This is a genomic window from Iodobacter sp. BJB302 (genome assembly GCF_002735645.1).
Taxonomy (GTDB): domain Bacteria; phylum Pseudomonadota; class Gammaproteobacteria; order Burkholderiales; family Chitinibacteraceae; genus Iodobacter.
Genome location: NZ_PDZG01000031.1, coordinates 20,346 through 41,856, shown reverse-complemented (window position 1 = coordinate 41,856; position 21,511 = coordinate 20,346). Strand labels below are relative to the sequence as shown.

Sequence of the window (21,511 nt, the reverse complement as noted above, 5' to 3'; positions counted from 1 at the left end):
GGATATGGCGATCGATATGAGCCAGTTTATTGCAGTTTTCTTTGATGAAGCTGCAGAGCATCTTGCAACAATGGAATCCATTTTGCTTAAGCTCAGCTTGGATGAGCCGGATAGTGAAGATTTAAATGCCATTTTTCGTGCTGCTCATTCGATTAAAGGCGGAGCGGCTACCTTTGGTTTTACTGATTTAGCGGGCGTCACTCATATTCTTGAAAACCTGCTGGATAGAATTCGTAAAAATGAGCTCGATCTTCGGGCGGATATGATCGATGTGTTTTTGCGCAGCGGCGACGTACTGCAAAATATCCTGTCTGCTCACCGCGATGGGGGTGTTGCCGATCTGGATGCGGCAAAAGAAATTACCAGCTTGCTTGAAAAATTTGCAAACGATTCAGGTGGAGATGAAGCCCATCCAGTTAACGCCGCAGCAGATAATCATAATGGTTTACAAGTTATTATTTCTGCTGGTGAGCCGTTTGATCATTCGTCTGTTATGCATGCTTTGCAGGGGTATGGGGAATTACGCTCCTGTATTGAAGGCGGGGCTGAAAGCGATTGGATTTATCAGATTGTGGCTCAGGCTTTGCCACAAGAAATTATCGCTACTCTGGCTTTTGCAGTAGAGCACTCACGTATTCAAATTATTCAGCCAGAGATTTCTGCATCCTCTGGCAAGCTTAGCGACGGTGATGGCTATGGCTTTTTCACCGATGATGAGCCGGCTAAGTCAGCTGGATTAGAAGACGGTGATGGTTATGGCTTTTTTAGCGATGATAAACCCGCTGCTGGCAGCCAAGATGGAGAGGGCTACGGTTTCTTTACGGATATTACTGCGCCTCCTTCGCCAGCCCCTGCCGAAACGGTGACTGATGGTGCAGGTTATGGCTTTTTTGAGCCTCGCCCAAAGGTGCTTGCCCCTGCAGGTGCCGCTGTGGAAGTGGTTAAAGTTGCAGAGGTGAAAGCAGAAGAGGCTGAGCCTCAGGCCGCTAAGTCTAAAGCGCCTTCTGGTACTGCTGCCAAGCCCGCTGCGGCGGCTGCAGATACGTCTATTCGTGTCAGCGTAGAAAAAGTCGATCAATTACTTAATTTAGTGGGTGAGTTAGTTATTACCCAATCGATGTTGGTGCAAACTGCGCTGAATCTGGACCCGGTACTGCATGAGAATATGCTGTCAGGTGTCGGGCAGTTAGAGCGTAATACCCGTGAGCTGCAGGAATCGGTGATGTCGATTCGTATGATGCCTATTTCCTTTGTATTCAGCCGTTTCCCCCGCCTCGTCAGAGATTTAGCAGGCAAATTAAATAAGAAAATTGAATTAAAACTCATTGGCGAAAGCACAGAATTAGATAAAGGGTTTATTGAAAAACTATCAGATCCTTTAACTCATTTGGTGAGAAACAGCTTAGATCATGGAATTGAATTACCAGACGAGCGTGTTGCTAAAGGTAAATCCCCTACGGGGACGCTGACATTAAGAGCGTTTCATCAGGGGGGGAATATTGTGATTGAAGTTGCTGATGACGGTGCAGGGTTAAATCGCGAGCGTATTTTAGCCAAAGCACGTGAGCGCGATATTCCGGTGAGCGACGCCATGACAGACAGCGAAGTCTGGCTGCTGATTTTTGAAGCGGGCTTTTCTACTGCGGCACAGGTGACCGATGTGTCAGGTCGCGGGGTGGGAATGGATGTGGTGCGGCGGAATATTCAATCTATGGGCGGGCGGATTGAAATTAGCTCGATGTATGGAATTGGCTCAACCATGAGCATCCGATTGCCGCTGACTTTGGCTATTTTAGATGGCATGTCTATTTCGGTTGGTGAAGAGATTTATTTAATTCCACTGGCTTTTATTATCGAATCTTTGCAGCCCCGGCCTGATGAAGTAAAAACCATGGCAGGCAAAGGCCGGGTGATTAATGTACGTGGCGAATATCTCCCTTTAATAGCACTGCATGAAATATTTAATGTGCCGCCTAAAGTGACTCATTTTCATGAAGGCCTGGTCATTATATTAGAAGCAGAAGGCGAGAAAGTCGCCATGTTTGTTGATGATTTACTTGGGCAGCATCAGGTTGTGGTAAAGAACCTGGAAACAAATTATAGAAAAGTTCCTGGGGTGGCGGGTGCCACCATTATGGGGGATGGCCACGTTGCATTTATTCTGGATGTAGCCCAACTGGTGCATATTAGTCAGGGGCTCTCGCGGGCTGTTGCTTAAGTGTTTCTGATCGCATTCATTTAATAGAGGACTGAAGATGGATAATGGTTTGGATCACCCGGATGCCGCTCGTGAGATTCTGGTTTTTGCATTAGGCAGCGAAGAGTACGGCATTGATATTTTAAAGGTGCAGGAAATTCGTGGCTATGATGCGGTAACGAGCATTGCTAATGTGCCTGCCTTTATTAAAGGTGTTATTAATTTGCGTGGCAATATTGTTCCTATTGTTGATTTAAGAATTAAGTTTGGTCTGGGTAATATTATGTATGACCATTTCACCGTAGTCATTATCCTGAATGTGGCTAATCGGACAGTAGGTATTGTAGTTGATGGTGTTTCTGATGTTTTAACTTTGGCGGCTAATCACGTTAAACCGGCTCCGGAATTTGGTGCGGTTCTCGATACTGCCTATATACAGGGATTAGGCACTTTAGAGGAGCGCATGATTATCCTCGTTGATATTGAGAAACTCATGACCAGTAGCGATATGTCATTAGTCGATCATGTTGCCGTAACCGTTTAATTGATGATTCAAGGAGAGCACTATGTTTAATCTCTTTTCAGATCCGGCTAAAGAAGAAGCAAGCAGAAAGCAGATTCTCAGTTTGCAGGATGAAGTACAAGAACTAAGAGCCAGAGCCATGAAGGCCGAGCTGGCATTTGATCCGCTTAAAGAAGAAGCTTCTAAAAAGCAAATTTTGAACCTGCAGGAGGAGTTGCTGGAATTAAAAGCTAAAACGAATGCAATTGAAAAATCACAAGCAGTTATTGAATTTGATCTAAGCGGCAGAATATTAACCGCTAACGATAACTTTCTTAATTGCTTAGGCTATCGCTTAAGTGATATTAAAGATCAGCACCATAGTATGTTTGTTGATTCAGTGCAAAGGCAATCTGCAGAATATGCTGCATTTTGGGATAAATTAAGACGTGGTGAATTTGATTCAGGAAAATACAAACGTGTCGGTCAGGGGGGAAAGGAAGTATGGATTCAGGCAAGTTATAACCCTATATTTGATAGTACGGGTAAGCCATATAAAGTCGTTAAATTTGCAACAGATGTGACATCATCAATTAATGAGGCCAATGAATTAAAGGCGAAAGATGTGGCTGTAGGTAAAGCGCAGGCCGTGATTGAGTTTGATCTAAATGGTAAAATATTAACAGCAAATGATAATTTTTTAAATTGTCTTGGTTATAAATTAAATGAAATTAAAGATCAGCATCATAGTATGTTTGTTGACCCAGCCTACCGGCAGTCATCGGAATATATTGCTTTTTGGGATAAATTAAGAAGGGGTGAGTTTGAATCCGGAATTTATCAGCGCATTGGTAAAGGAGGGAAAAAAGTATGGATTCAAGCCAGCTATAACCCTTTACTTGATGTTAATGGCAAGCCTTATAAAGTAGTGAAATATGCTTCAGACATGACCGAGGCCGTAGAAAGTGCTAATTTACAATCCGCCTTAGATGTTGCATCAACTAATGTCATGATGGCGGATGAAAACTTTAATATAATTTATACAAATGATTCAATGGAAAAAATGCTGCTCAATGCAGAATCTGCAATTCGGAAAGATGTGCCGCAGTTTTCCGCTTCAAAAGTATTGGGTAGTAGTATTGATGTTTTTCATAAAAACCCCGCTTATCAAAGAAATTTATTAGCAGGTTTACAATCTACTCATGAAGCTCAGCTGGTTTTAGGTGGGCGTACTTTCCGCTTGCTCGTTACGCCAGTTTTTTCTAAGAGTAAATCAAGATTAGGTACGGTTGTAGAATGGCAGGATAGGACGGATGAATTAGCGGCAAGCACCAAGGCGAATCAGTTGGCTGCGGAAAATGCCAGAATTAAGGCGGCACTGGATGGCTGTACAACTAATGTGATGATTGCAAATAATGAACGTGAAATCATTTACATGAATAAATCAGTGACGAGTATGCTTAATTTTGCGCAGAATGAATTGCGTAAAGTATTGCCGCAGTTTGATGTGAGTAAATTGATTGGCCAGAATGTGGATATTTTCCACAAAAACCCAGCGCATCAGCGTGATATGCTAGCTAATTTACGGAGTACGTATACCACTGAAATTGTAGTTGGCGGGCGCACTTTTAAACTGGTGGCAAATCCTGTTTATGATGATGAAGGGGTTCGTCAAGGCACGGTTGTTGAATGGCTTGATCGCACTTTAGAAGTGGCTGTGGAAGCAGAGATTGCTGATATTGTTGAATCGGCAGCCGTCCATGGCGATTTTTCTAAACGAGCCAAAATAGAAGGCAAAGAAGGCTTTACGCTCAAATTGTGTGAGGGCATGAATCAGCTGATGTCATCTAATGAAAAGGGGCTTGCTGATGTGGTTCGGGTATTGGGAGCACTGGCCCGCGGCGATTTGTCTGAAACGATTAATGATGATTACAAAGGCACGCTGGGGCAATTAAAAGATGATTGCAATTTAACCGGTGAGCGTTTATCTGAAATCGTCATGCAAATTAAAGATTCGGTTGGCCTGATTAATACCGCATCGCAGGAAATTGCTGCAGGTAATAACAATCTGTCCAGCCGTACCGAGCAACAGGCCGCCAGTCTTGAGGAAACCGCCTCCAGCATGGAAGAGCTGACAGGCACGGTGAAACAAAATGCTGAAAACGCCAGACAAGCCAATCAGCTGGCTATTGGTGCATCAGATATCGCAGTCAAAGGCGGAGGGGTTGTTGAGCAAGTTGTTTCTACGATGTCTGAGATTAATAACAGCGCCAAAAAGATTGTCGATATTATTTCTGTGATTGATGGCATTGCCTTCCAGACCAATATTCTGGCTCTGAACGCTGCAGTTGAAGCGGCAAGGGCGGGCGAGCAGGGCCGGGGCTTTGCGGTGGTGGCCAGCGAGGTACGTAATCTGGCGCAACGCTCTGCCGCAGCCGCTAAGGAAATTAAATCGCTGATTGGTGATTCGGTTGTGAAGGTGGAATCGGGCTCACGTTTGGTGGATGAAGCAGGGCGCACCATGCAAGAAGTGGTGACGGCTGTTCGCCGTGTAACCGATATCATGAGTGAAATTTCCGCAGCCAGTGCAGAGCAAAGCTCGGGTATCGAGCAGGTTAATCAGGCTGTGGTGCAGATGGACGAAAACACTCAGCAAAATGCTGCTCTTGTTGAAGAGGCCGCAGCCGCTGCCGAGAGTCTTGAAGAGCAGGCGGGTAGCCTGGCTGATGCCATCGCTGTGTTTAAAGTGGGGGCTGCTTATCAGCATGCAGGAGTAGCCACGAAACAGCTGGCCGCGCCGCGCAGTAGTGCACCAGTGGCACGCTCTCCTCAGATCAGCCGTACACCTGCACCGCAAAAGTCAGGCAGTACCGGTAAAAAATTGCCAGGGCCTACTGCGGATGATGGTGATTGGGAGGAGTTTTAATCTGATTTGGCCTGAGGGCTGCAGGGCTTAAAAACCCGCGAGGGGCACGGTTTGAGGGCTGGTTTCACAGGTTTTTGAGGCGAATCGTTTACTGAGAAAATGTGTGAAATCTGGCCTTATCCGGCGAGGCCTCAAGCGGCATTAAGCCCGCAAGTCTTTCGGAGGGCAGATTATGCAGATCTGCCTTTTTTAATTCAGCCATTCAGCTCCTAGTATCGTGCCCTGATACAAGAAAGTGCAAATGGCCGGCTGTAAATCCCGTCGCTATAAAATGAGTTTGCCAATATGAGCAATGAGCGAGAGCAAGATTTTATATTTACCGATGCTGATTTTCGCCGGGTAGTGAAAATCATTTATACCCGGGCGGGAATCCGCTTAAATGAAAGTAAGCAATCCATGGTATACAGCCGTTTGGCACGGCGTTTAAGAGCGCTGAATTTAGAAAAATTTAGCGATTACTTGAATTTTCTTGAGGCAGAACCAAAGCATGAAGAATGGCAACAATTTACAAATGCTTTGACGACAAATTTAACTTTTTTTTTCAGAGAAAAGCATCATTTTGAAATGCTTACTGATCAGCTGCATAAATTGCATGGACCGGTGCGCATCTGGTGCTCTGCATCGAGCACCGGAGAAGAGCCGTATTCTTTGGCTATGACCGCAGTGGAAGCTTATGGCAGGCTCAAGCCTGAGGTAGAGATTATTGCATCTGATTTAGATACCCATGTATTGTCTAAAGCGAAAAACGGCATATATTCAATGGATAAATTAGATAAAGTTTCCCCTGAAAGATGCAAAACTTTCTTTCTGAAAGGAAAAGGTGAAAACATCGGGCAGGCTAGGATCAGAAAAGAATTAAGAGAAATGATTGAATTTAAACAAATTAATTTATTGGCACATTCATGGCCTTTAACACCTTATTTTGATGCGATTTTTTGCAGAAATGTCATGATTTATTTTGATCAGGCAACCCAGCGGGTCATGCTTGAAAAAATGGGCAGGCTATTAAAACCCAATGGCTTATTGTATGTGGGCCATTCAGAAAACCTGCATCATATGTCTGAGTGGTTTCACTCCTGCGGTAAAACGGTCTACCGGCTTACCGATAAAGCTATTCATGAGTGGGGATCGCCAAAATGAGTAAGGGCTATGAGGAGGTATTGGCACCCACTCTTTACTTTGATAAAAGTTTTGATATTGATGCCGCAAAGCTTTTGCCGGGTGAATACTATGTAACCGGGCGGAATATGCTCTTGGTGACCGTGCTGGGCTCATGCGTGGCTGCGTGTATCCGTGACAGAAAAACAGGCGTGGGCGGCATGAATCACTTTATGCTGCCAGAGGCGGCCGATGAGGCAACGGCGATGGCGGGTCTGGCAACACGCTATGGCACTTATGCAATGGAAATGCTGATTAATCAAATTATGAAAATGGGCGGATCTAAAAGCTCATTAGAAGCCAAGGTGTTTGGCGGCGGCAATGTATTGAGAGGTTTTACTGTATCTAATATTGGGCAGAAAAATGTTGATTTTGTCCGCTCGTTTCTGGATTTGGAAAGAATACCCGTTGTATCAGAAGATTTGCTGGATATATTTCCGCGTAAAGTTTATTTTTTTCCGCAAACAGGACGGGTATTGGTTAAAAAATTAAAAGCCGTACACAATAATACAATTGTTGACCGGGAGAAAGATTACAGCTCAAGATTGCAATATGCCAAGCAGGGTGGAGATGTTGATCTGTTTTAATTGCGGAAAATAAATCATGAAAAAAAAGGTCCGGGTGATTGTCATTGATGATTCCGCTTTAATGAGGAATCTGCTTACAGAAATTATTAATGAAGCACCTGATTTAGAATGTGTGGCCACAGCACCTGATCCGCTTATTGCAAGAGAAAAAATTCGTGAGCTTAATCCTGATGTCATTACGCTTGATATCGAAATGCCTAAAATGGATGGGCTGGAATTTCTTGAGAGGCTGATGCGGCTTAAACCCACGCCGGTGATTATGATATCCTCTTTAACTGAACAGGGTTCAGAAGCGGCTCTTCGCGCCCTAGAATTGGGGGCGGTTGATATTATTGCCAAGCCAAAATTGGATATTGTGCGTGGGATTCAAGGATATGCCGATGATATTCGGGAAAAAATACGTTGCGCAGCGGGGGCAAAAGTGAAGCCAATGTTCAGCAGCAATGTCATGCCAAATAATTCGGCGGATGTGGTTCTTCCAAAAGTGTCTAGGCCGATTTTAAAAACTGAAAAACTGATTATCGTTGGCGCTTCAACGGGGGGGACTGAGGCCCTCAAAGAGTTTTTAATGCCGATGCCGCCGGATGCCCCGGCCATTCTGATTGCCCAGCATATGCCCGAAATGTTTACCAAATCATTTGCAAACAGGCTTAACACCCTGTGCAGCATTACGGTTAAAGAAGCCGAGCATGGTGAGCGGTTATTGCCAGGGCACGCCTATATTGCTCCTGGGCATTCCCATCTTTTATTGGGTGTATCCGGGGCGAATTATGTTTGCCACCTGTCGCAGGGGGAAACCGTAAACCGCCATCGCCCTTCTGTTGATGTGCTGTTCAGATCTGTTGCTAATCTGGCAGGCAAAAACGCGATTGGCGTGATTCTGACGGGCATGGGCAAAGATGGCGCGGCAGGGATGCTGGAGATGAAGCAGGCGGGGGCCTATAACTATGCACAGGATGAAGCTTCCTGTGTGGTGTTTGGTATGCCCAAAGAAGCAATTGCGCTGGGTGGTGTGCATGAAGTGCTGCCACTGAAAGAAATTTCTGGCCGGGTGCTGGCTTTTCTTACCCTGCACGGCGGGCGTAATGTACGAATTTGAAAGTGATATGCCAGATGAACCTAGCAATATTAATTGTTGAAGATGATGATAGTTTAAGAGAAGCGCTGGCTGATACGCTTGAATTGGGCGGCTACTCGGTTCTTGTGGCTGAAGATGGTCGTGATGCGCTGCAGGTTCTGGCAAACCACCGTGTGGGGCTTGTGCTCTCTGATGTGCAAATGCAGCCTATGGATGGCGAAAGGCTGTTGCAGGAAATTAAGCTGATCTACCCTTATTTGCCCGTAATTTTAATGACTGCCTATGGGGTGATCGAAAAAGCGGTTGCCGCATTACATTCCGGTGCATGTCATTATCTCCCCAAGCCGTTTGAGCCCGATCGCTTATTGCAGGAAGTAGCAAAATACATGCTGCCGGACAGCGATGATGAAGAGGTGATTGCGGAAGATCCGGCCATGCTCAGTCTTTTAGAGATGGCAAGGCGTGTCGCGCTTTCTGATGCTTCGGTCATGATTACGGGTGAATCGGGTACAGGTAAGGAAGTGCTGGCGCAATTTTTACACCGCAATAGTGGCAGGGCGGCCCGGCCATTTGTGGCCATTAATTGTGCGGCCATTCCTGAACAACTCTTAGAATCAACACTGTTTGGCCATGAAAAAGGCTCGTTTACTGGTGCTGCAAATCAGCACCTGGGTAAATTTGAGCAGGCCAATGGCGGCACATTATTGCTGGATGAGATATCAGAAATGCCTCTGGCTCTGCAGGCCAAATTACTGCGTGTGCTGCAGGAGCGGGAAGTAGAACGGGTGGGTGGCAATAAGCCGGTGCAAATCGATATTCGTGTGCTGGCTACGTCCAATCGGGATATGAAGCTGGAAGTGGCTGCCGGGCGCTTTCGTGAGGATTTGTTTTATCGTCTGAATGTTTTTCCTTTGCAGCTTCCCAGTCTTCGTGAGCGCAGCGATGATATTTTGCCGCTGGCTAAAGCGATGCTTGCAAGACATGCGGCAAGGCAAAAACGGCGCGTGCCGGTATTGTCGTGTGCGGCAGAGGCCGCATTGCTTGCCAACGGCTGGGAAGGCAATATTCGCGAATTAGATAATGTGATGCAGCGGGCGCTTATTCTGGCTCCGGGCGATGAAATCGCTGTTGAGCATCTTTATTTGCCGCAAACCACATCTCTTAAGGCGGCAAATATTGCCGGTGCGCCGGTTCCGATCGATATTTTGCCGCAGAGCGACGTACCGGCTGTCGTAAGTGACATCAAAGAGCTGGAGAAAAGACATATATTGGAAACACTCAAGTCGCTGGGTGGTGCGCGCAAATCAACCGCAGAAAAGCTGGGCATGAGTGAAAGAACGCTACGTTATAAATTACAGCAGTATCGTGAACAAAACCCGGATTTATCCATTTGAGTTGCAGGTGGCTCAGGAATTGCTTGCAGTAGCTTAGTCAGAGCACCTACAATTTGAAAACAGGGCATTAGTCCGTTGTTGCCGTTGCCATTTTTGGCTTTATTAATGCTTATGGCCGGATCAATTGATTAACTGCTTAAAAGGGGATATAAGTCATGAGCGTGCAAGGAATCGATCAGGTTCTTGGCGAATTAAAAGCAATGTCTGCACTCGCTGGAGGGCAGGCCGCAAACCAGACGCAGCCTGTTGCGGGCGCGCCTGACTTTGCGTCAATGCTTAAGTCTTCTTTGGATCAGGTAAGCCAGGTACAGCAAGACGCTCAGGCGCAACAGCTTGCGTTTCAGTCCGGTGCACCAGAAGCCAATCTGCAGGATGTAATGGTATCCTTGCAAAAAGCCAGCCTTTCTTTCCAAACGATGGTGCAGGTACGTAATAAGCTGGTCAGTGCTTATCAGGAAGTCATGAGTATGCAGGTCTGATGCCCCGGCTCTGTCCGGAGCCCCAGCTAGCCTGAGTATTTCGTGAAAGCATTGCTGAAATATTTAGACTAGAATTTAGACAGGCTCATCAAAGCCTGCATGGGATTTCGACGTATGGCAGAGGTAAGTGCAGCGGCAGATAATAATCTGATTACAGCAAGAGGCTTCGGCGTAGCGCGCGAGCGTTTCGCTGCGTTATCCTCTGGGCGAAAGATCGGCCTGATGGTTGCTGTGGCTGCTGTAATTGCATTAATTGTGGGCAATATGCTGTGGTCAAAAGAGCCTGCCTATCGCATTTTATTTACCAATATTCCAGATAAAGATGGCGGTGCCATCGTTCAATCTCTGCAGCAAATGAATGTGCCCTATAAGCTTGATCCGGGCGGCACTATTTCTGTAGCAGCCGATAAAATTTATGACGTCAGGTTAAAGCTCGCAGCTCAAGGATTACCTAAATCGGGTAATGCGGGCTTTGAATTACTTGATAATCAAAAATTTGGTGTTTCGCAATTTGCCGAGCAGGTTAATTATCAGCGCGCTATTGAGGGTGAATTAGCCCGCTCAATTGAAACGGTTGCATCCGTCAGTAAAGCGCGCGTGCATTTGGCGATGCCCAAACAAACTGTATTTTTGCGTGATCAGCAAAAGCCTACGGCATCCGTGATGCTGACTCTTCACCCCGGCCGCATTTTAGATGGCGGGCAGGTGGCAGGGATTATTCATTTAGTATCGTCCAGCGTGCCTGAGCTGCCGGTTAAAAACGTCACGATTGTGGATCAGGATGGTAATTTATTATCTAAATTGCCTGAAATGAGCCAGAACAATTTAGATCCGCGGCAATTGCTTTATGTGCAGCATGTGGAAAAAGGCTTTGTTGAACGAGTTGAAACCATTCTCGCCCCTCTCGTGGGTAAGGAAAATGTAAAAGCCGAAGTCACCGCACAAATTGATTTTGCAGAAGTTGAGCAAACATCAGAATCCTTTAAGCCTAATTCACCTCCGAACAGCTCGGCCATGCGTAGTCAGCAAACGCTGGATTTACAAGGTAAATCCAGCAATGAATCAGCGGGCGGTGTGCCAGGTGCATTATCAAACCAGCCACCAGGCGCTGCTGCTGCACCTATAACGGCCCCTACAGCATCAGGAGCCTCTGAAGCTGCCGTTACGGGCACGGCCAATAGCCGTAAAGAAGCAACAATTAATTATGAAGTGGATAAAACCATTCAGCATGTAAAGCAGCAGGTGGGCGGGGTGAAACGGCTGTCTGCGGCGGTGGTGCTGAACTATAAGCCGGGTAAGGATAAATCCGGAAAGATGACTTATCTGCCGTTCAGCCCGCAAGAAATGACTCAGATTAATAATCTGGTACGGGAAGCGATAGGGTACAACAAGGAGCGCGGTGATTCGGTGAATGTGGTGAATGCCGCATTTGCAGATTCTGTGCCTTTGGAAGAAAAGAAAATACAGGATAAAGCGCTGGCATATATCCAGACCAATGCCACTGATGTGGGTAAATTGGCGCTGATTGCCGTCGTTGTTCTTTATTTATTGTTCTTTGTACTGCGGCCATTAATGAAAGATATGGCCAAAACGCGCGAAGAAGCACGTATTCAGGAGCTGGATTTTGGCGAAACACTTGGGCCTGATGGCGAGAAGCTGAAGGCCGACGAGCAGACGCCAGAAGAAGACGAAAATCAAAACCGTATGGCCGCCTTTGCCGAGCTGCTGCAGCAGGCTAAAGAGCTGGCAAAAGATGATCCGCGTATGGTAGCGACTATCTTGCGTGAGTGGATGCTGAATGCCGATGATAAAGGCGGCGATCCGAACAAAAAGCCGTAGAGCATAAACTGCAGTAAAGCAGCCGTATTTTGATGTTAAAAGCGCCTTGAGGAGCAAACCATGGCTGCCGATTTAAGTGATGAAGGCGTGCGTAAAAGCGCACTACTCCTGATGACATTGGGCGAAGATGTTGCCGTTGAAGTCTTTAAATTTTTAGGTCCTAAGGAAGTACAGAAGCTGGGCTTCGCAGTGGCAGGAATGGATGCCGTTAAGCGCGAAGAGATTGACGTGGTGCTGGGTGATTTTATTGCCTCCACGCAAAACCGCGCCAACTTGGGCGCTGCGGATGAGTATATTCGCTCTGTATTAACCAAAGCCTTAGGTACAGATAAAGCCGCAAATTTGCTCGATCGTATTTTGCAGGGTAACGATAATAACGGTATTGAATCCCTTAAATGGATGGATTCGTCTGCGGTTGCTGAGCTGATTAAAAACGAGCACCCGCAAATTATCGCCACAATTCTGGTGCATCTGGAATCCGATCAATCTTCTGAAATTCTGAGCTATTTTGTAGAGCGTCAAAGGAATGATGTATTGCTGCGGATTGCCACGCTGGAAGGCGTGCAGCCTGTGGCGCTCAAAGAATTGAATGATGTGCTGACCCAATTGATGTCTGGCTCCGATAAGCTGAAAAAAAGCGCCATGGGTGGTGTGCAAATGGCGGCCGATATTCTCAACTTTATGGGCGGCGTGGTGGAAGCCTCAGCCATTGCCAGTGTCCGCGATTACGACCCGGAGCTGGCGCAAAAAATTCAGGACAAAATGTTTACCTTCGACAATATTCTGGATATTGATGATCGCGGTATTCAGCTGTTAATGCGTGAAATTCAATCCGATTCCCTTGTGATTTCGCTCAAGGGCACCAGCCAGGCGCTCAAGGAAAAGATTTTCAAAAATATGTCTTCACGGGCTGCGGAAATGTTGCGCGATGATCTGGAAGCGCGCGGGCCGGTTAAGTTGTCAGAAGTTGAAGCAGAGCAAAAAGAAATCCTTAAAATCGTTCGCCGCTTGGCAGATGAAGGCCAGATTGTGCTGGGCGGTAAGGGTGATGAAGGGTTAGTTGAATAATGGTCTTATCAAAAAGCCGCATTGCTCTGGCAGTGCGGTGCTGCATACTCAGAATATCTGCATACCTGTTAAATTTTTGTCGCGTCGATTTTTTAAATGCTTGCTTTGGCTTGCCAGGGTACTGCGCTGTTTCGGGGCGTCCAGATGAGTAATCCGCGCGTGATTCCACGCGAGCAATTAAGCGCATGGGAAAAATGGGAGCTCGCTTCTCTGAATGAGGCTGAGGCGGAAGCCGCTGCTTTAGAGGAAGAGGTGGCAGAGCCTGCGCCAGAAGAATTGGAGGCACCCAGTGAAAAGGTGTTTTCCGAAGAAGAGCAAGATTTAGAACCGCTCCCTACAGAGCCGGTCGATGTGCCGGATGCCGATGTTTCTTTTCCTACTGCGGAAGAGATAGAAGCGATTGTTCAGCGCGCCCAAAGCGAAGGCTTTGAGGCGGGTCTTGAGGCTGGGCGTTTAGTGGCTGAAGACGAAGCAAATCGTTTGCGCTCGGTTTTGGAAAGTGTTGAAAGTACTTTGCAAAAAGCTGAGGCGGCATTATCGAATGAAGTGCTTGATCTGGCCGTGGTGATTGCACGCCAAATGGTGAGGGACGAGCTTAATCACTCACCGGAGCGTTTACTGCCTATTTTGCGCGAAGCATTAGCCAGCCTGCCGGCTGCGCGTTCTCCATCGCGTGTGTTTCTGAATCCTGATGATCTTATTGCGGTTGAGGGCATGCTGGGCGGCGATTTGCCTGGCGATACTTGGCGTTTACTGCCTGATAAGCAGCTGGAAACAGGCGGTTGTCGGATAGAAACCCCTGATTCTGCGGTTGATTTATCCCTGCCTGTGCGCTGGCAAAATATTCTGCGGGTCTTAGGACGTGGTGACAGAGCCGACCTTGGCTGGGCCGGGCAGCCTGCTGAGCCTGCGCTTGCCGGTGAAAAAGAGCCCGCTGAATTGCCTGCTGCCGAAGCTGCACCAGAGGCTACACCTTCTTCGCAAGTTGATAATCAGCCCGCCTTAGTTTCTGATGAGGAATCTGAGGCTTCTTCAAAGGGACTTTCAGCAGAGGATTCTGATCCTGCTGCTGAAGCGCCCGCCAGTGAATCCGAACATCATGACTGAAGCCTTGCAGGGTTGCAGCCAGTATCTGGCCGATTGCAAAGACGCGGTGCGCTGGATGCGTCCGTGGTTGCCGCGCGGGCGCTTGGTCAGAGTGTCGGGTTTGGTGCTTGAGGCTGTGGGCTTGCGGCTGGCCATTGGCTCGTCTTGTGATGTGATGACACCCAGCGGCGCTTCGGTCGAGGCGGTGGTGGTTGGCTTTAATGAAGACCGCTTGTTTCTGATGCCGATTGCTGAAATTTATGGCGTAGAGCCTGGCGCGCAGGTTGTGCCGCATGAAGATGTGGAAGCGTGGGTGCCTGATTATGGTCATCCGCGCCCGCCGCAGCGCCGTTTAGAAGATCATGGCCGCCAGATGCCGGTAGGCTGGGGCTTGCTTGGCCGGGTTTTAGACGGCTTGGGCAGGCCACTCGATGGCAAGGGGCGGATTGAGCATGACGACTATATGCCGCTGTTTGCCCGCCCCTATAACCCGATGACGCGTGAGCCAGTCCGGCATGTGATGGACGTGGGCGTGCGGGCGATTAATGCCATGCTGACCGTAGGGCGAGGCCAGCGTCTGGGCCTGTTTGCTGGCTCTGGTGTGGGTAAATCGGTGCTGCTGGGTATGATGGCACGCTATACCACGGCCGATGTGGTGGTGGTGGGCCTGATTGGTGAGCGTGGCCGTGAAGTGAAAGATTTTATTGAAAATATTCTGGGTGATGAAGGCTTGCAGCGCTCGGTTGTGGTGGCAGCGCCTGCAGATACGCCGCCCTTGCTGCGTTTATATGGCGCAGCGTACGCCACCTCGATTGCCGAATATTTTAGAAATCAGGGCAAGCATGTGCTGCTGATTATGGATTCGCTGACACGCTATGCGATGGCGCAACGTGAAATTGCCCTGGCTGTGGGCGAGCCGCCGGCCACTAAAGGCTATCCGGCATCGGTGTTTGCCCGCTTGCCGCAATTGGTTGAGCGGGCGGGCAATGCCGAAGAGGGCGGAGGCTCAATTACTGCGTTTTATACTGTTTTATCCGAAGGCGATGATCAGCAAGACCCGATCGCCGATAATGCCCGTGCGATTTTGGATGGTCACTTTGTGCTCAGCCGCCAGCTGGCCGAGGCAGGGCATTACCCTGCGATTGATATCGAAGCTTCGATCAGCCGTGTGATGAACGATATTATTTCGCCCGAAGAATTCACCGTGGTCCGCCGCTTTAAATATCTTTATTCCCGCTATCAGCGCAGCCGGGATTTGATCAGCGTGGGCGCTTATGTGCCGGGCTCCGATCCTGTTCTGGATGAAGCCATTCGGCGTAATCCCAGCTTTGAAGCCTTTTTGCAGCAGGGTATTGGCGAGTGCGAACGCTATGATGGGGCTAGAATGAAGCTTTATCAGCTCTTGATGTAATCAGCAGGGATGAGTGCAGTGGCTCAGTTTCGTTTTGCCTTTTTACTTGAGCTTGCCATCGATGCAAGAGAAGACGCTGCAAGGCTTATGCAGGCATCTCAGGCCAATTGGCTGAGTGCTCAGGGTAAGCTGGAGCAGGTTGATCAGTATCGGGTTGAGTATCGTGCCCGCTTGCTGGGCAGCGGTCAGGGCGGCATGAGCATTATCCAGTGGCGGGATTTTCAGCTGTTTCTGGCTAAACTGGACGATGTTGCATTGTCGCAGCAACTGGAGATTGAGCGCCTTGCCAGCGTCTACGAGGCGCGCCGTGATGCGTGGCTGGAATGTGAAAAAAAAGTAAAGGCATTTGAGGCTTTAAAGCAGCGGCACTTATCCGCTGAAATGCAAAAAGAATTGCGTAATGAGCAGCGTATTAATGATGAATTTAATACACGGCAGCGCCCCCGCTGATTCTGTATGTTGATATCTTCTGCTTTATCCACGGATAAATCTTGTCTGAGTAAGGATAAGATGTGGATAACTGTCTTAGTGTGCTGTTTTATAGGGTAAAAAAACAGCTGCCTTATTTTTAATCAGCTCGTGATTATCTCAAATGCATATCAGGGTAAATGTCTGGTTTTTTTTGCCTATGGCATATTGGCCTGCTGCTGGCATGTATTGATTGCCAGGCCGTACTCTGATTGATTGCAAATTGTCTGATAAAGATTCTGTTCACCAGCCTCAGGATAAGAATGCATCGCCTGAAGTGGTGAACAGAATCGGCTTAATGATTATTTTTTTGCCAGGCGGTTAATGCTTTGGGCTGCCTGCCGCAATTCTGTCCATCACGGCAAATAATACCCCAGAGATCACAAAGGTCAGGTGAATGCCGATTAACCATGCCAGCTCTGTGTGATCGGTCGATTTAATATTCATAAATGCTTTAAGCAAATCAATGGCCGAAATAGCCACAATTGAGCCTATTAATTTCAGCTTTAAATCCGCATAGCTCACTTTTCCCATCCACGATGGCTTATCAACCGAGCTGTGGGCAATATCAAGCTTTGATATGAAATTCTCATACCCGCTGAAAATCACAATTAATAAAAGGTTGGCCACCAAGGTAACGTCTACCATGCCTAAGATGGCAATAATTAAATTGCCATCTCCATAAATCAGCGCATTAAACATGCCAAATAGTTCTTTAATCATTTTGGCAAACAGGGCAAGCAGGCCCAGAATCAGCGCTAAATAAAAGGGCGCCAGCAGCCATCGGCTCTGAAAAATAATCCTTTCCAAAATATCTTCAACACGGTTTTGCATTTACTGCCTCCAAAAAGAGGCTGTAATCATGGCGTCTCTTTGCAAGCAAATCAAGATTTAAACAGCGGGGTTAAAGTAAGCCATCGCGCAGGCCGCTTGCACGCTGCGGGCCGGTATGACTGGGCGCGCAGAGATTATGCCATCAGCCTACCTGCTCTAAGTGGGTAAGTTTTGTATTGCTTATAATCAAAGAAGTTACTATAATTTCAGTAATTACTGAAAATTGGAACGATCATGAACCTCTCGCCGATTAATGAGCGATTTGTTTTGCATTTTGGTGAAATGGGCAGCCGTTGGGGAGTAAATCGCACAGTAGGGCAAATGTATGCGCTGCTGTTTCTTTCGCCTAAGCCATTGAATTCAGATGAAATTGCCGAGCAGCTTGGTTTTTCCCGCTCTAATGTCAGCATGGGAATGAAAGAGTTGTTGTCCTGGAAGCTGTGCAAATTAGTGCATAAGCCAGGCGACAGGCGTGATTATTTTGAAACACCAAAAGATGTTTGGGAGATATTCCGCTCTTTAGTCGAGGAAAAGCGCAAGCGCGAAATCGAGCCCACGCTGACTTTGCTGCGCGATGCCCTGATGGACGAGGCCATGAGCGATGAAGACCGCCATGCCCAGCAACGTATGCGCGAAATGCACGAGCTGATTGAGCTGGCGACAGGCTGGTTTGACGAGGTGCAGCACCTCTCACCGGAAACCTTAGAAAACTTAATGCGCCTTGGTTCAAAGGTGCAAAAAGTATTGAGCTTTGCCGGAGCGTTACGGCCAGGAAACAGGGATTAACTATGCGAATAAGCAAGCGTCTGCCTTTGTGGCAAGAAATCACCATTGTATTGCTGATTAAAATGGCCTTGTTATTTGTGATTTGGAAGTGCTTTTTTTCTCAGCCTGTTGCCCGTCATATGCTGGTGCCGCAATCCATGATGACAGAGCGGTTTACGAGTGCGGCCTCTGCACCGGCTCAGCGTTAGCTGAATCGATTACCGGTATAGCCTGATGGGTGTTTGCATCGGGTGACAAGGTAAATATTTCATGGCTTCGCCCGGACGGGGAGCTTGTTTTCCAGAATCAAGTTAATCATTACACAGGACACTTTTATGATTCCCGCTGCTGAAGTGGTGGAATTGTCGCGTATGCAATTTGGATTAACCGCGATGTTCCATTTTTTATTTGTGCCATTAACAATGGGCTTGTCATGGATATTGGTGATCTGTGAAGCCGCCTATGTAATGACAGGTAAAGAAATATATAAGGACATGACCCGGTTCTGGGGAAAGTTATTTGGTATTAATTTTGCAATGGGGGTCACAACAGGCCTAACCCTCGAGTTTCAGTTTGGAACAAACTGGGCCTATTACTCGCATTATGTGGGCGACATATTTGGCGTGCCATTAGCGATTGAAGGCATGATGGCCTTCTTTTTGGAATCTACCTTTGTGGGTTTATTCTTTTTTGGCTGGGACCGGCTTTCAAAAGTACAACATCTGGGCGTCACTTTTTTAGTGGCGCTGGGGTCAAATATTTCGGCCTTATGGATTTTGATTGCCAATGGCTGGATGCAAAATCCGGTTGGAGCCGAATTTAATTACATTACCATGCGAATGGAATTAACCAGTCTGGCCGAGGTGTTTTTTAACCCGGTAGCACAGGTTAAGTTTGTGCATACCGTGGCGGCAGGGTATGTGGCGGCTTCCATGTTTGTGCTGGGTGTATCCAGCTGGTATCTGTTAAAAGCAAGGGATACAGGTTTTGCGCTGCGCTCTTTTGCCATTGCTTCAGCATTTGGCCTCGCTTCAATTTTATCCGTGATTGTGCTGGGTGATGAATCCGGTTACACCACAGGCGAAGTGCAGAAAGTTAAGCTGGCGGCAATGGAAGGGCAGTGGGATACGCAGCCTGCGCCTGCCGCATTAACTTTGTTTGGGATTCCGAATCAGAAAGAAGAGCGCGTTGATTTTGAGGTGAGTATTCCCTACGCGCTGGGCTTAATTGCCACTCGCTCAACAACGGAAAAAGTAACCGGGATTAAAGATTTAAAAATTGAATACGAGCAAAGAGTGAAGAATGGTATTCAGGCCTATGCAGCATTAACCCGTTTAAAGGCAGGAGACAAAACGGCCCATGATGCATTTGAAGCACATAAGGCGGATCTGGGCTATGGCTTATTGCTGAAAAAATATACCAGCAATGTGGTGGATGCAACGCCTGCACAAATTAAAGCAGCCGCCGCAGATACGATTCCCAATGTTGCGCCTATTTTCTGGTCTTTCCGCATTATGGTAGGGCTGGGGATGCTGTTCTTATTTATTTTTAGTATGTCGTTTTATTTCCTGGCTAAAAGAAATCTCGCTCCGCAGCGCTGGTTATTGCACCTGGCTGTATGGTCGATTCCACTGCCATGGGTGGCGATTGAAGCGGGCTGGCTGGTGGCAGAGTATGGCCGTCAGCCGTGGACTATATCGGGCATTTTGCCCACCTTTATGTCGGCTTCTGCGCTGAGCAGCGGGCAATTGCATTTCAGCATGATCGGCTTAACGCTGATGTATACCAGCCTGTTTGCGATAGAAATGTATCTGATGCTGAAATATATCCGCCTTGGGCCGGCCAGCCTGCATACAGGGCGCTATTTTGGTGAAAAAACTTCGCACGCTTAAGGAAAAATCATGCTCGATTATGAAGTCTTGAAGTTGATTTGGTGGGGGCTGATGGTTTTTCTGCTCATCGGCTTTACCCTTACCGGTGGTTTTGATCTGGGCGTGGCTATTTTATTGCCTTTTGTGGGCAAAACGGATGATGAGCGCCGCCTAGTTATTAACTCAGTCGGGCCAACCTGGGAGGGGAATCAGGTTTGGCTGGTTACGGTGGGTGCCGCTTTATTTGCGGCATGGCCTCTGCTGTATGCGGCAGCGTTTTCGGTGATGTATGTTGCGCTGATGTTTGTGCTGTTTGCCCTGTTTTTACGCCCGGTTGGTTTTGATTATCGCAGTAAGCTGGAAAACCCGCGCTGGCGCAGTGGCTGGGATTGGGCGCTGTTTGTGGGGAGTGTGGTGCCCACGCTGGTGTTTGGTGTGGCGATAGGCAATTTATTTATCGGCCTGCCATTTCAGTTTGACGATAGCCTGCGGGTGAGTTATTCGGGGCATTTTTATGATTTATTAAATCCATTCTCGCTCTATTGTGGTTTGGCGGCCATTGCCATGCTGATCTTGCACGGTGCAAGCTTCTTAACGGTGAAAACCCGGGATCAAGTGCAGGAAAGATCGAGAAAGGCAACCATCATTGCCGGTTGCGTTTTGGCTCTCCTGTTTGCTTTGGGCGGTGTATGGCTTAAAGAGTTGGATGCATGGCAGATTGTGAGGATGGGGCCTGCGGGCGATGTACTTAATCCGCTTAATAAAACAGTGGCGATTGTAAAAGGGGCATGGTTAAGTAACTTCAGCCTTTATCCGTCGGCATGGCTGGTTCCGGCTGCGGGTGTGGCTGCAGCTTTGCTGGCGGCGTTTGCCAGCTGGCGGCATTCACCGCTGATTGCGTTTATTTTAAGTGGCACAGCCAGTGTGGCTGTGCTGTGCACCACGGCAATTGCTTTATTCCCGTTTATTCTGCCTTCTACATTGGATGCGGCATCCAGCCTGACTGTCTGGGATGCTGTATCCAGCCAGAAAACCTTGGGTGTGATGCTGGGTGTGGTAGTGATCTTTGTGCCGATCATCATGATGTATACCGCATGGGTTTATCGGGTGATGCGCGGGCCGGTGTCTGTTAAGCGGCTTCAGGAAGATACTCACAGTTATTAATTTATTTCAGTGCCATAAAGGCAGGCCCGGATGGCGGGCTTGTATTTATCAGAGCTTCTTTGTGGTTAAAGAAATCAGCAAAAAGGGGTGTACAAATGTGGTATTTTTCCTGGATTTTAGGTGTGGGTCTGGCCCTGGCTTTTGGCCTGATCAATGTAATGTGGTTTGAGAGTACGCATGCATTTGGGGGTGAAAAAGAAACAGAGGCGCAGGAGCGCTTTGAAAAGTACGGTAAGAAATAGGCGATTGTTGGTTTCTTTGTTTTATGTCAAATAAATGTTGCTGAGAGAAAAATAAGCAGCCCGTCCGCGGGCTGCTTTTTATTTGCGTTTATTTATTGCTTTGTAATTTTTTGTTGCAAGAGGCTGATTTTGGATTGTCCTGGTGGGGAGAAAAGTAACAAAAGGTAAGTTGCAGCCGGAATGATCCCGGCATTTGAGTTTTCTCAATACCTGCATAAGGTGAATTCTGTAGATTTCAATGCGTAAAAATAAGTGATTAATCATGTGGTCTTTTTGATTGTTTATTTGTTAAGCATTTGTTTTATGTTAATAAAATTTGTCATGTTGTTTTAATTTGGTGCATTATTTTTTTCATATTCTTGCTATTTGTTAGCGCAAGTCATTTTTATACAAGGGCTTGTTTATCTTTTGATTGCCAATTACTACCGCGCAGTGAATAATC

19 protein-coding genes are annotated in these 21,511 nt (G+C 47.4%); 18 read left to right on the top strand and 1 reads right to left on the bottom strand.

All coding sequences use genetic code 11. The features are described 5' to 3' along the window. Positions 1 to 4: 4 nt before the first annotated feature. The 13 genes from CSQ88_RS11540 (at position 5) to fliJ (ending at position 16,175) form a co-directional block, all read left to right on the top strand. Complete coding sequence (locus CSQ88_RS11540) at positions 5 to 2,218, top strand: chemotaxis protein CheW (RefSeq protein WP_099398245.1); 2,214 nt, start codon at positions 5 to 7, stop codon at positions 2,216 to 2,218. A 37-nt stretch (positions 2,219 to 2,255) separates the two neighbouring features. After that, positions 2,256 to 2,741 carry a chemotaxis protein CheW gene (locus CSQ88_RS11535; protein ID WP_099398244.1) on the top strand — a complete coding sequence of 162 codons (486 nt, stop codon included), beginning with the start codon at positions 2,256 to 2,258 and terminating at the stop codon, positions 2,739 to 2,741. 22 nt (positions 2,742 to 2,763) lie between these two features. Beyond that, the gene (locus CSQ88_RS23575; RefSeq protein WP_099398243.1) at positions 2,764 to 5,625 is read left to right on the top strand and encodes a methyl-accepting chemotaxis protein; all 2,862 of its coding nucleotides are present in this window, start codon (positions 2,764 to 2,766) and stop codon (positions 5,623 to 5,625) included. 285 nt (positions 5,626 to 5,910) lie between these two features. Continuing rightward, complete coding sequence (locus CSQ88_RS11525; protein ID WP_099398242.1) at positions 5,911 to 6,765, top strand: CheR family methyltransferase; 855 nt, start codon at positions 5,911 to 5,913, stop codon at positions 6,763 to 6,765. Further along, on the top strand, positions 6,762 to 7,370 hold the full coding sequence (gene cheD / locus CSQ88_RS11520; RefSeq protein ID WP_099398241.1) for a chemoreceptor glutamine deamidase CheD: 609 nt from the start codon (positions 6,762 to 6,764) through the stop codon (positions 7,368 to 7,370). Before CSQ88_RS11525 ends, cheD begins: the two co-directional genes overlap by 4 nt. 16 nt (positions 7,371 to 7,386) lie before the next feature. Beyond that, positions 7,387 to 8,469, top strand: coding sequence for a chemotaxis response regulator protein-glutamate methylesterase (locus CSQ88_RS11515; RefSeq protein ID WP_099398240.1), 1,083 nt, complete (start codon positions 7,387 to 7,389; stop codon positions 8,467 to 8,469). A 14-nt stretch (positions 8,470 to 8,483) separates the two neighbouring features. After that, positions 8,484 to 9,842 carry a sigma-54 dependent transcriptional regulator gene (locus tag CSQ88_RS11510; protein WP_180273636.1) on the top strand — a complete coding sequence of 453 codons (1,359 nt, stop codon included), beginning with the start codon at positions 8,484 to 8,486 and terminating at the stop codon, positions 9,840 to 9,842. 155 nt (positions 9,843 to 9,997) lie between these two features. Further along, positions 9,998 to 10,321, top strand: a complete 324-nt coding sequence (fliE, locus tag CSQ88_RS11505; protein WP_099398239.1) for a flagellar hook-basal body complex protein FliE — start codon at positions 9,998 to 10,000, stop codon at positions 10,319 to 10,321. Positions 10,322 to 10,435: 114 nt separating this feature from the next. Further along, positions 10,436 to 12,160, top strand: a complete 1,725-nt coding sequence (gene fliF, locus CSQ88_RS11500) for a flagellar basal-body MS-ring/collar protein FliF (RefSeq protein ID WP_099398238.1) — start codon at positions 10,436 to 10,438, stop codon at positions 12,158 to 12,160. Between the two features lie 60 nt (positions 12,161 to 12,220). Then, complete coding sequence (gene fliG / locus CSQ88_RS11495) at positions 12,221 to 13,228, top strand: flagellar motor switch protein FliG (protein WP_099398237.1); 1,008 nt, start codon at positions 12,221 to 12,223, stop codon at positions 13,226 to 13,228. A 144-nt stretch (positions 13,229 to 13,372) separates the two neighbouring features. After that, positions 13,373 to 14,335: a flagellar assembly protein FliH gene (locus tag CSQ88_RS11490; RefSeq protein ID WP_180273635.1), complete on the top strand. Its 963-nt coding sequence runs from the start codon at positions 13,373 to 13,375 to the stop codon at positions 14,333 to 14,335. Further along, positions 14,328 to 15,725 carry a flagellar protein export ATPase FliI gene (gene fliI / locus CSQ88_RS11485; RefSeq protein ID WP_099398235.1) on the top strand — a complete coding sequence of 466 codons (1,398 nt, stop codon included), beginning with the start codon at positions 14,328 to 14,330 and terminating at the stop codon, positions 15,723 to 15,725. The genes CSQ88_RS11490 and fliI overlap by 8 nt, the downstream gene beginning before the upstream one ends. Before the next feature lie 18 nt (positions 15,726 to 15,743). Continuing rightward, on the top strand, positions 15,744 to 16,175 hold the full coding sequence (fliJ, locus tag CSQ88_RS11480) for a flagellar export protein FliJ (RefSeq protein ID WP_180273634.1): 432 nt from the start codon (positions 15,744 to 15,746) through the stop codon (positions 16,173 to 16,175). A 339-nt stretch (positions 16,176 to 16,514) separates the two neighbouring features. On the opposite strand, the gene CSQ88_RS11475 is transcribed toward fliJ, so the two are convergent. Further along, complete coding sequence (locus CSQ88_RS11475; RefSeq protein WP_099398233.1) at positions 16,515 to 17,027, bottom strand: TIGR00645 family protein; 513 nt, start codon at positions 17,025 to 17,027, stop codon at positions 16,515 to 16,517. Between the two features lie 234 nt (positions 17,028 to 17,261). Here CSQ88_RS11475 and CSQ88_RS11470 point away from each other — a divergent pair, with 234 nt between their 5' ends. The 5 genes from CSQ88_RS11470 (at position 17,262) to cydX (ending at position 21,069) form a co-directional block, all read left to right on the top strand. Further along, entirely contained in the window at positions 17,262 to 17,813 is a 552-nt protein-coding gene (locus CSQ88_RS11470) for a GbsR/MarR family transcriptional regulator (RefSeq protein ID WP_099398232.1), read from the top strand. A 2-nt stretch (positions 17,814 to 17,815) separates the two neighbouring features. After that, on the top strand, positions 17,816 to 18,001 hold the full coding sequence (gene cydP / locus CSQ88_RS11465; protein ID WP_099398231.1) for a cytochrome oxidase putative small subunit CydP: 186 nt from the start codon (positions 17,816 to 17,818) through the stop codon (positions 17,999 to 18,001). Positions 18,002 to 18,127: 126 nt separating this feature from the next. Continuing rightward, positions 18,128 to 19,684: a cytochrome ubiquinol oxidase subunit I gene (locus CSQ88_RS11460; RefSeq protein ID WP_099398230.1), complete on the top strand. Its 1,557-nt coding sequence runs from the start codon at positions 18,128 to 18,130 to the stop codon at positions 19,682 to 19,684. 9 nt (positions 19,685 to 19,693) lie between these two features. Then, complete coding sequence (cydB, locus tag CSQ88_RS11455) at positions 19,694 to 20,827, top strand: cytochrome d ubiquinol oxidase subunit II (RefSeq protein WP_099398229.1); 1,134 nt, start codon at positions 19,694 to 19,696, stop codon at positions 20,825 to 20,827. A 95-nt stretch (positions 20,828 to 20,922) separates the two neighbouring features. Beyond that, positions 20,923 to 21,069, top strand: coding sequence for a cytochrome bd-I oxidase subunit CydX (gene cydX, locus CSQ88_RS11450; protein ID WP_099398228.1), 147 nt, complete (start codon positions 20,923 to 20,925; stop codon positions 21,067 to 21,069). Positions 21,070 to 21,511 lie beyond the last annotated feature (442 nt).

Bases quoted from the DNA above. Each gene is read 5' to 3' on its own strand.
- CSQ88_RS11540 (WP_099398245.1), top strand. From the start codon at position 5: ATGGCGATCGATATGAGCCAGTTTATTGCAGTTTTCTTTGATGAAGCT.
- CSQ88_RS11535 (WP_099398244.1), top strand. From the start codon at position 2,256: ATGGATAATGGTTTGGATCACCCGGATGCCGCTCGTGAGATTCTGGTT.
- CSQ88_RS23575 (WP_099398243.1), top strand. From the start codon at position 2,764: ATGTTTAATCTCTTTTCAGATCCGGCTAAAGAAGAAGCAAGCAGAAAG.
- CSQ88_RS11525 (WP_099398242.1), top strand. From the start codon at position 5,911: ATGAGCAATGAGCGAGAGCAAGATTTTATATTTACCGATGCTGATTTT.
- cheD (WP_099398241.1), top strand. From the start codon at position 6,762: ATGAGTAAGGGCTATGAGGAGGTATTGGCACCCACTCTTTACTTTGAT.
- CSQ88_RS11515 (WP_099398240.1), top strand. From the start codon at position 7,387: ATGAAAAAAAAGGTCCGGGTGATTGTCATTGATGATTCCGCTTTAATG.
- CSQ88_RS11510 (WP_180273636.1), top strand. From the start codon at position 8,484: ATGAACCTAGCAATATTAATTGTTGAAGATGATGATAGTTTAAGAGAA.
- fliE (WP_099398239.1), top strand. From the start codon at position 9,998: ATGAGCGTGCAAGGAATCGATCAGGTTCTTGGCGAATTAAAAGCAATG.
- fliF (WP_099398238.1), top strand. From the start codon at position 10,436: ATGGCAGAGGTAAGTGCAGCGGCAGATAATAATCTGATTACAGCAAGA.
- fliG (WP_099398237.1), top strand. From the start codon at position 12,221: ATGGCTGCCGATTTAAGTGATGAAGGCGTGCGTAAAAGCGCACTACTC.
- CSQ88_RS11490 (WP_180273635.1), top strand. From the start codon at position 13,373: ATGAGTAATCCGCGCGTGATTCCACGCGAGCAATTAAGCGCATGGGAA.
- fliI (WP_099398235.1), top strand. From the start codon at position 14,328: ATGACTGAAGCCTTGCAGGGTTGCAGCCAGTATCTGGCCGATTGCAAA.
- CSQ88_RS11475 (WP_099398233.1), bottom strand. From the start codon at position 17,027: ATGCAAAACCGTGTTGAAGATATTTTGGAAAGGATTATTTTTCAGAGC.
- CSQ88_RS11470 (WP_099398232.1), top strand. From the start codon at position 17,262: ATGAACCTCTCGCCGATTAATGAGCGATTTGTTTTGCATTTTGGTGAA.
- cydP (WP_099398231.1), top strand. From the start codon at position 17,816: ATGCGAATAAGCAAGCGTCTGCCTTTGTGGCAAGAAATCACCATTGTA.
- CSQ88_RS11460 (WP_099398230.1), top strand. From the start codon at position 18,128: ATGATTCCCGCTGCTGAAGTGGTGGAATTGTCGCGTATGCAATTTGGA.
- cydB (WP_099398229.1), top strand. From the start codon at position 19,694: ATGCTCGATTATGAAGTCTTGAAGTTGATTTGGTGGGGGCTGATGGTT.
- cydX (WP_099398228.1), top strand. From the start codon at position 20,923: ATGTGGTATTTTTCCTGGATTTTAGGTGTGGGTCTGGCCCTGGCTTTT.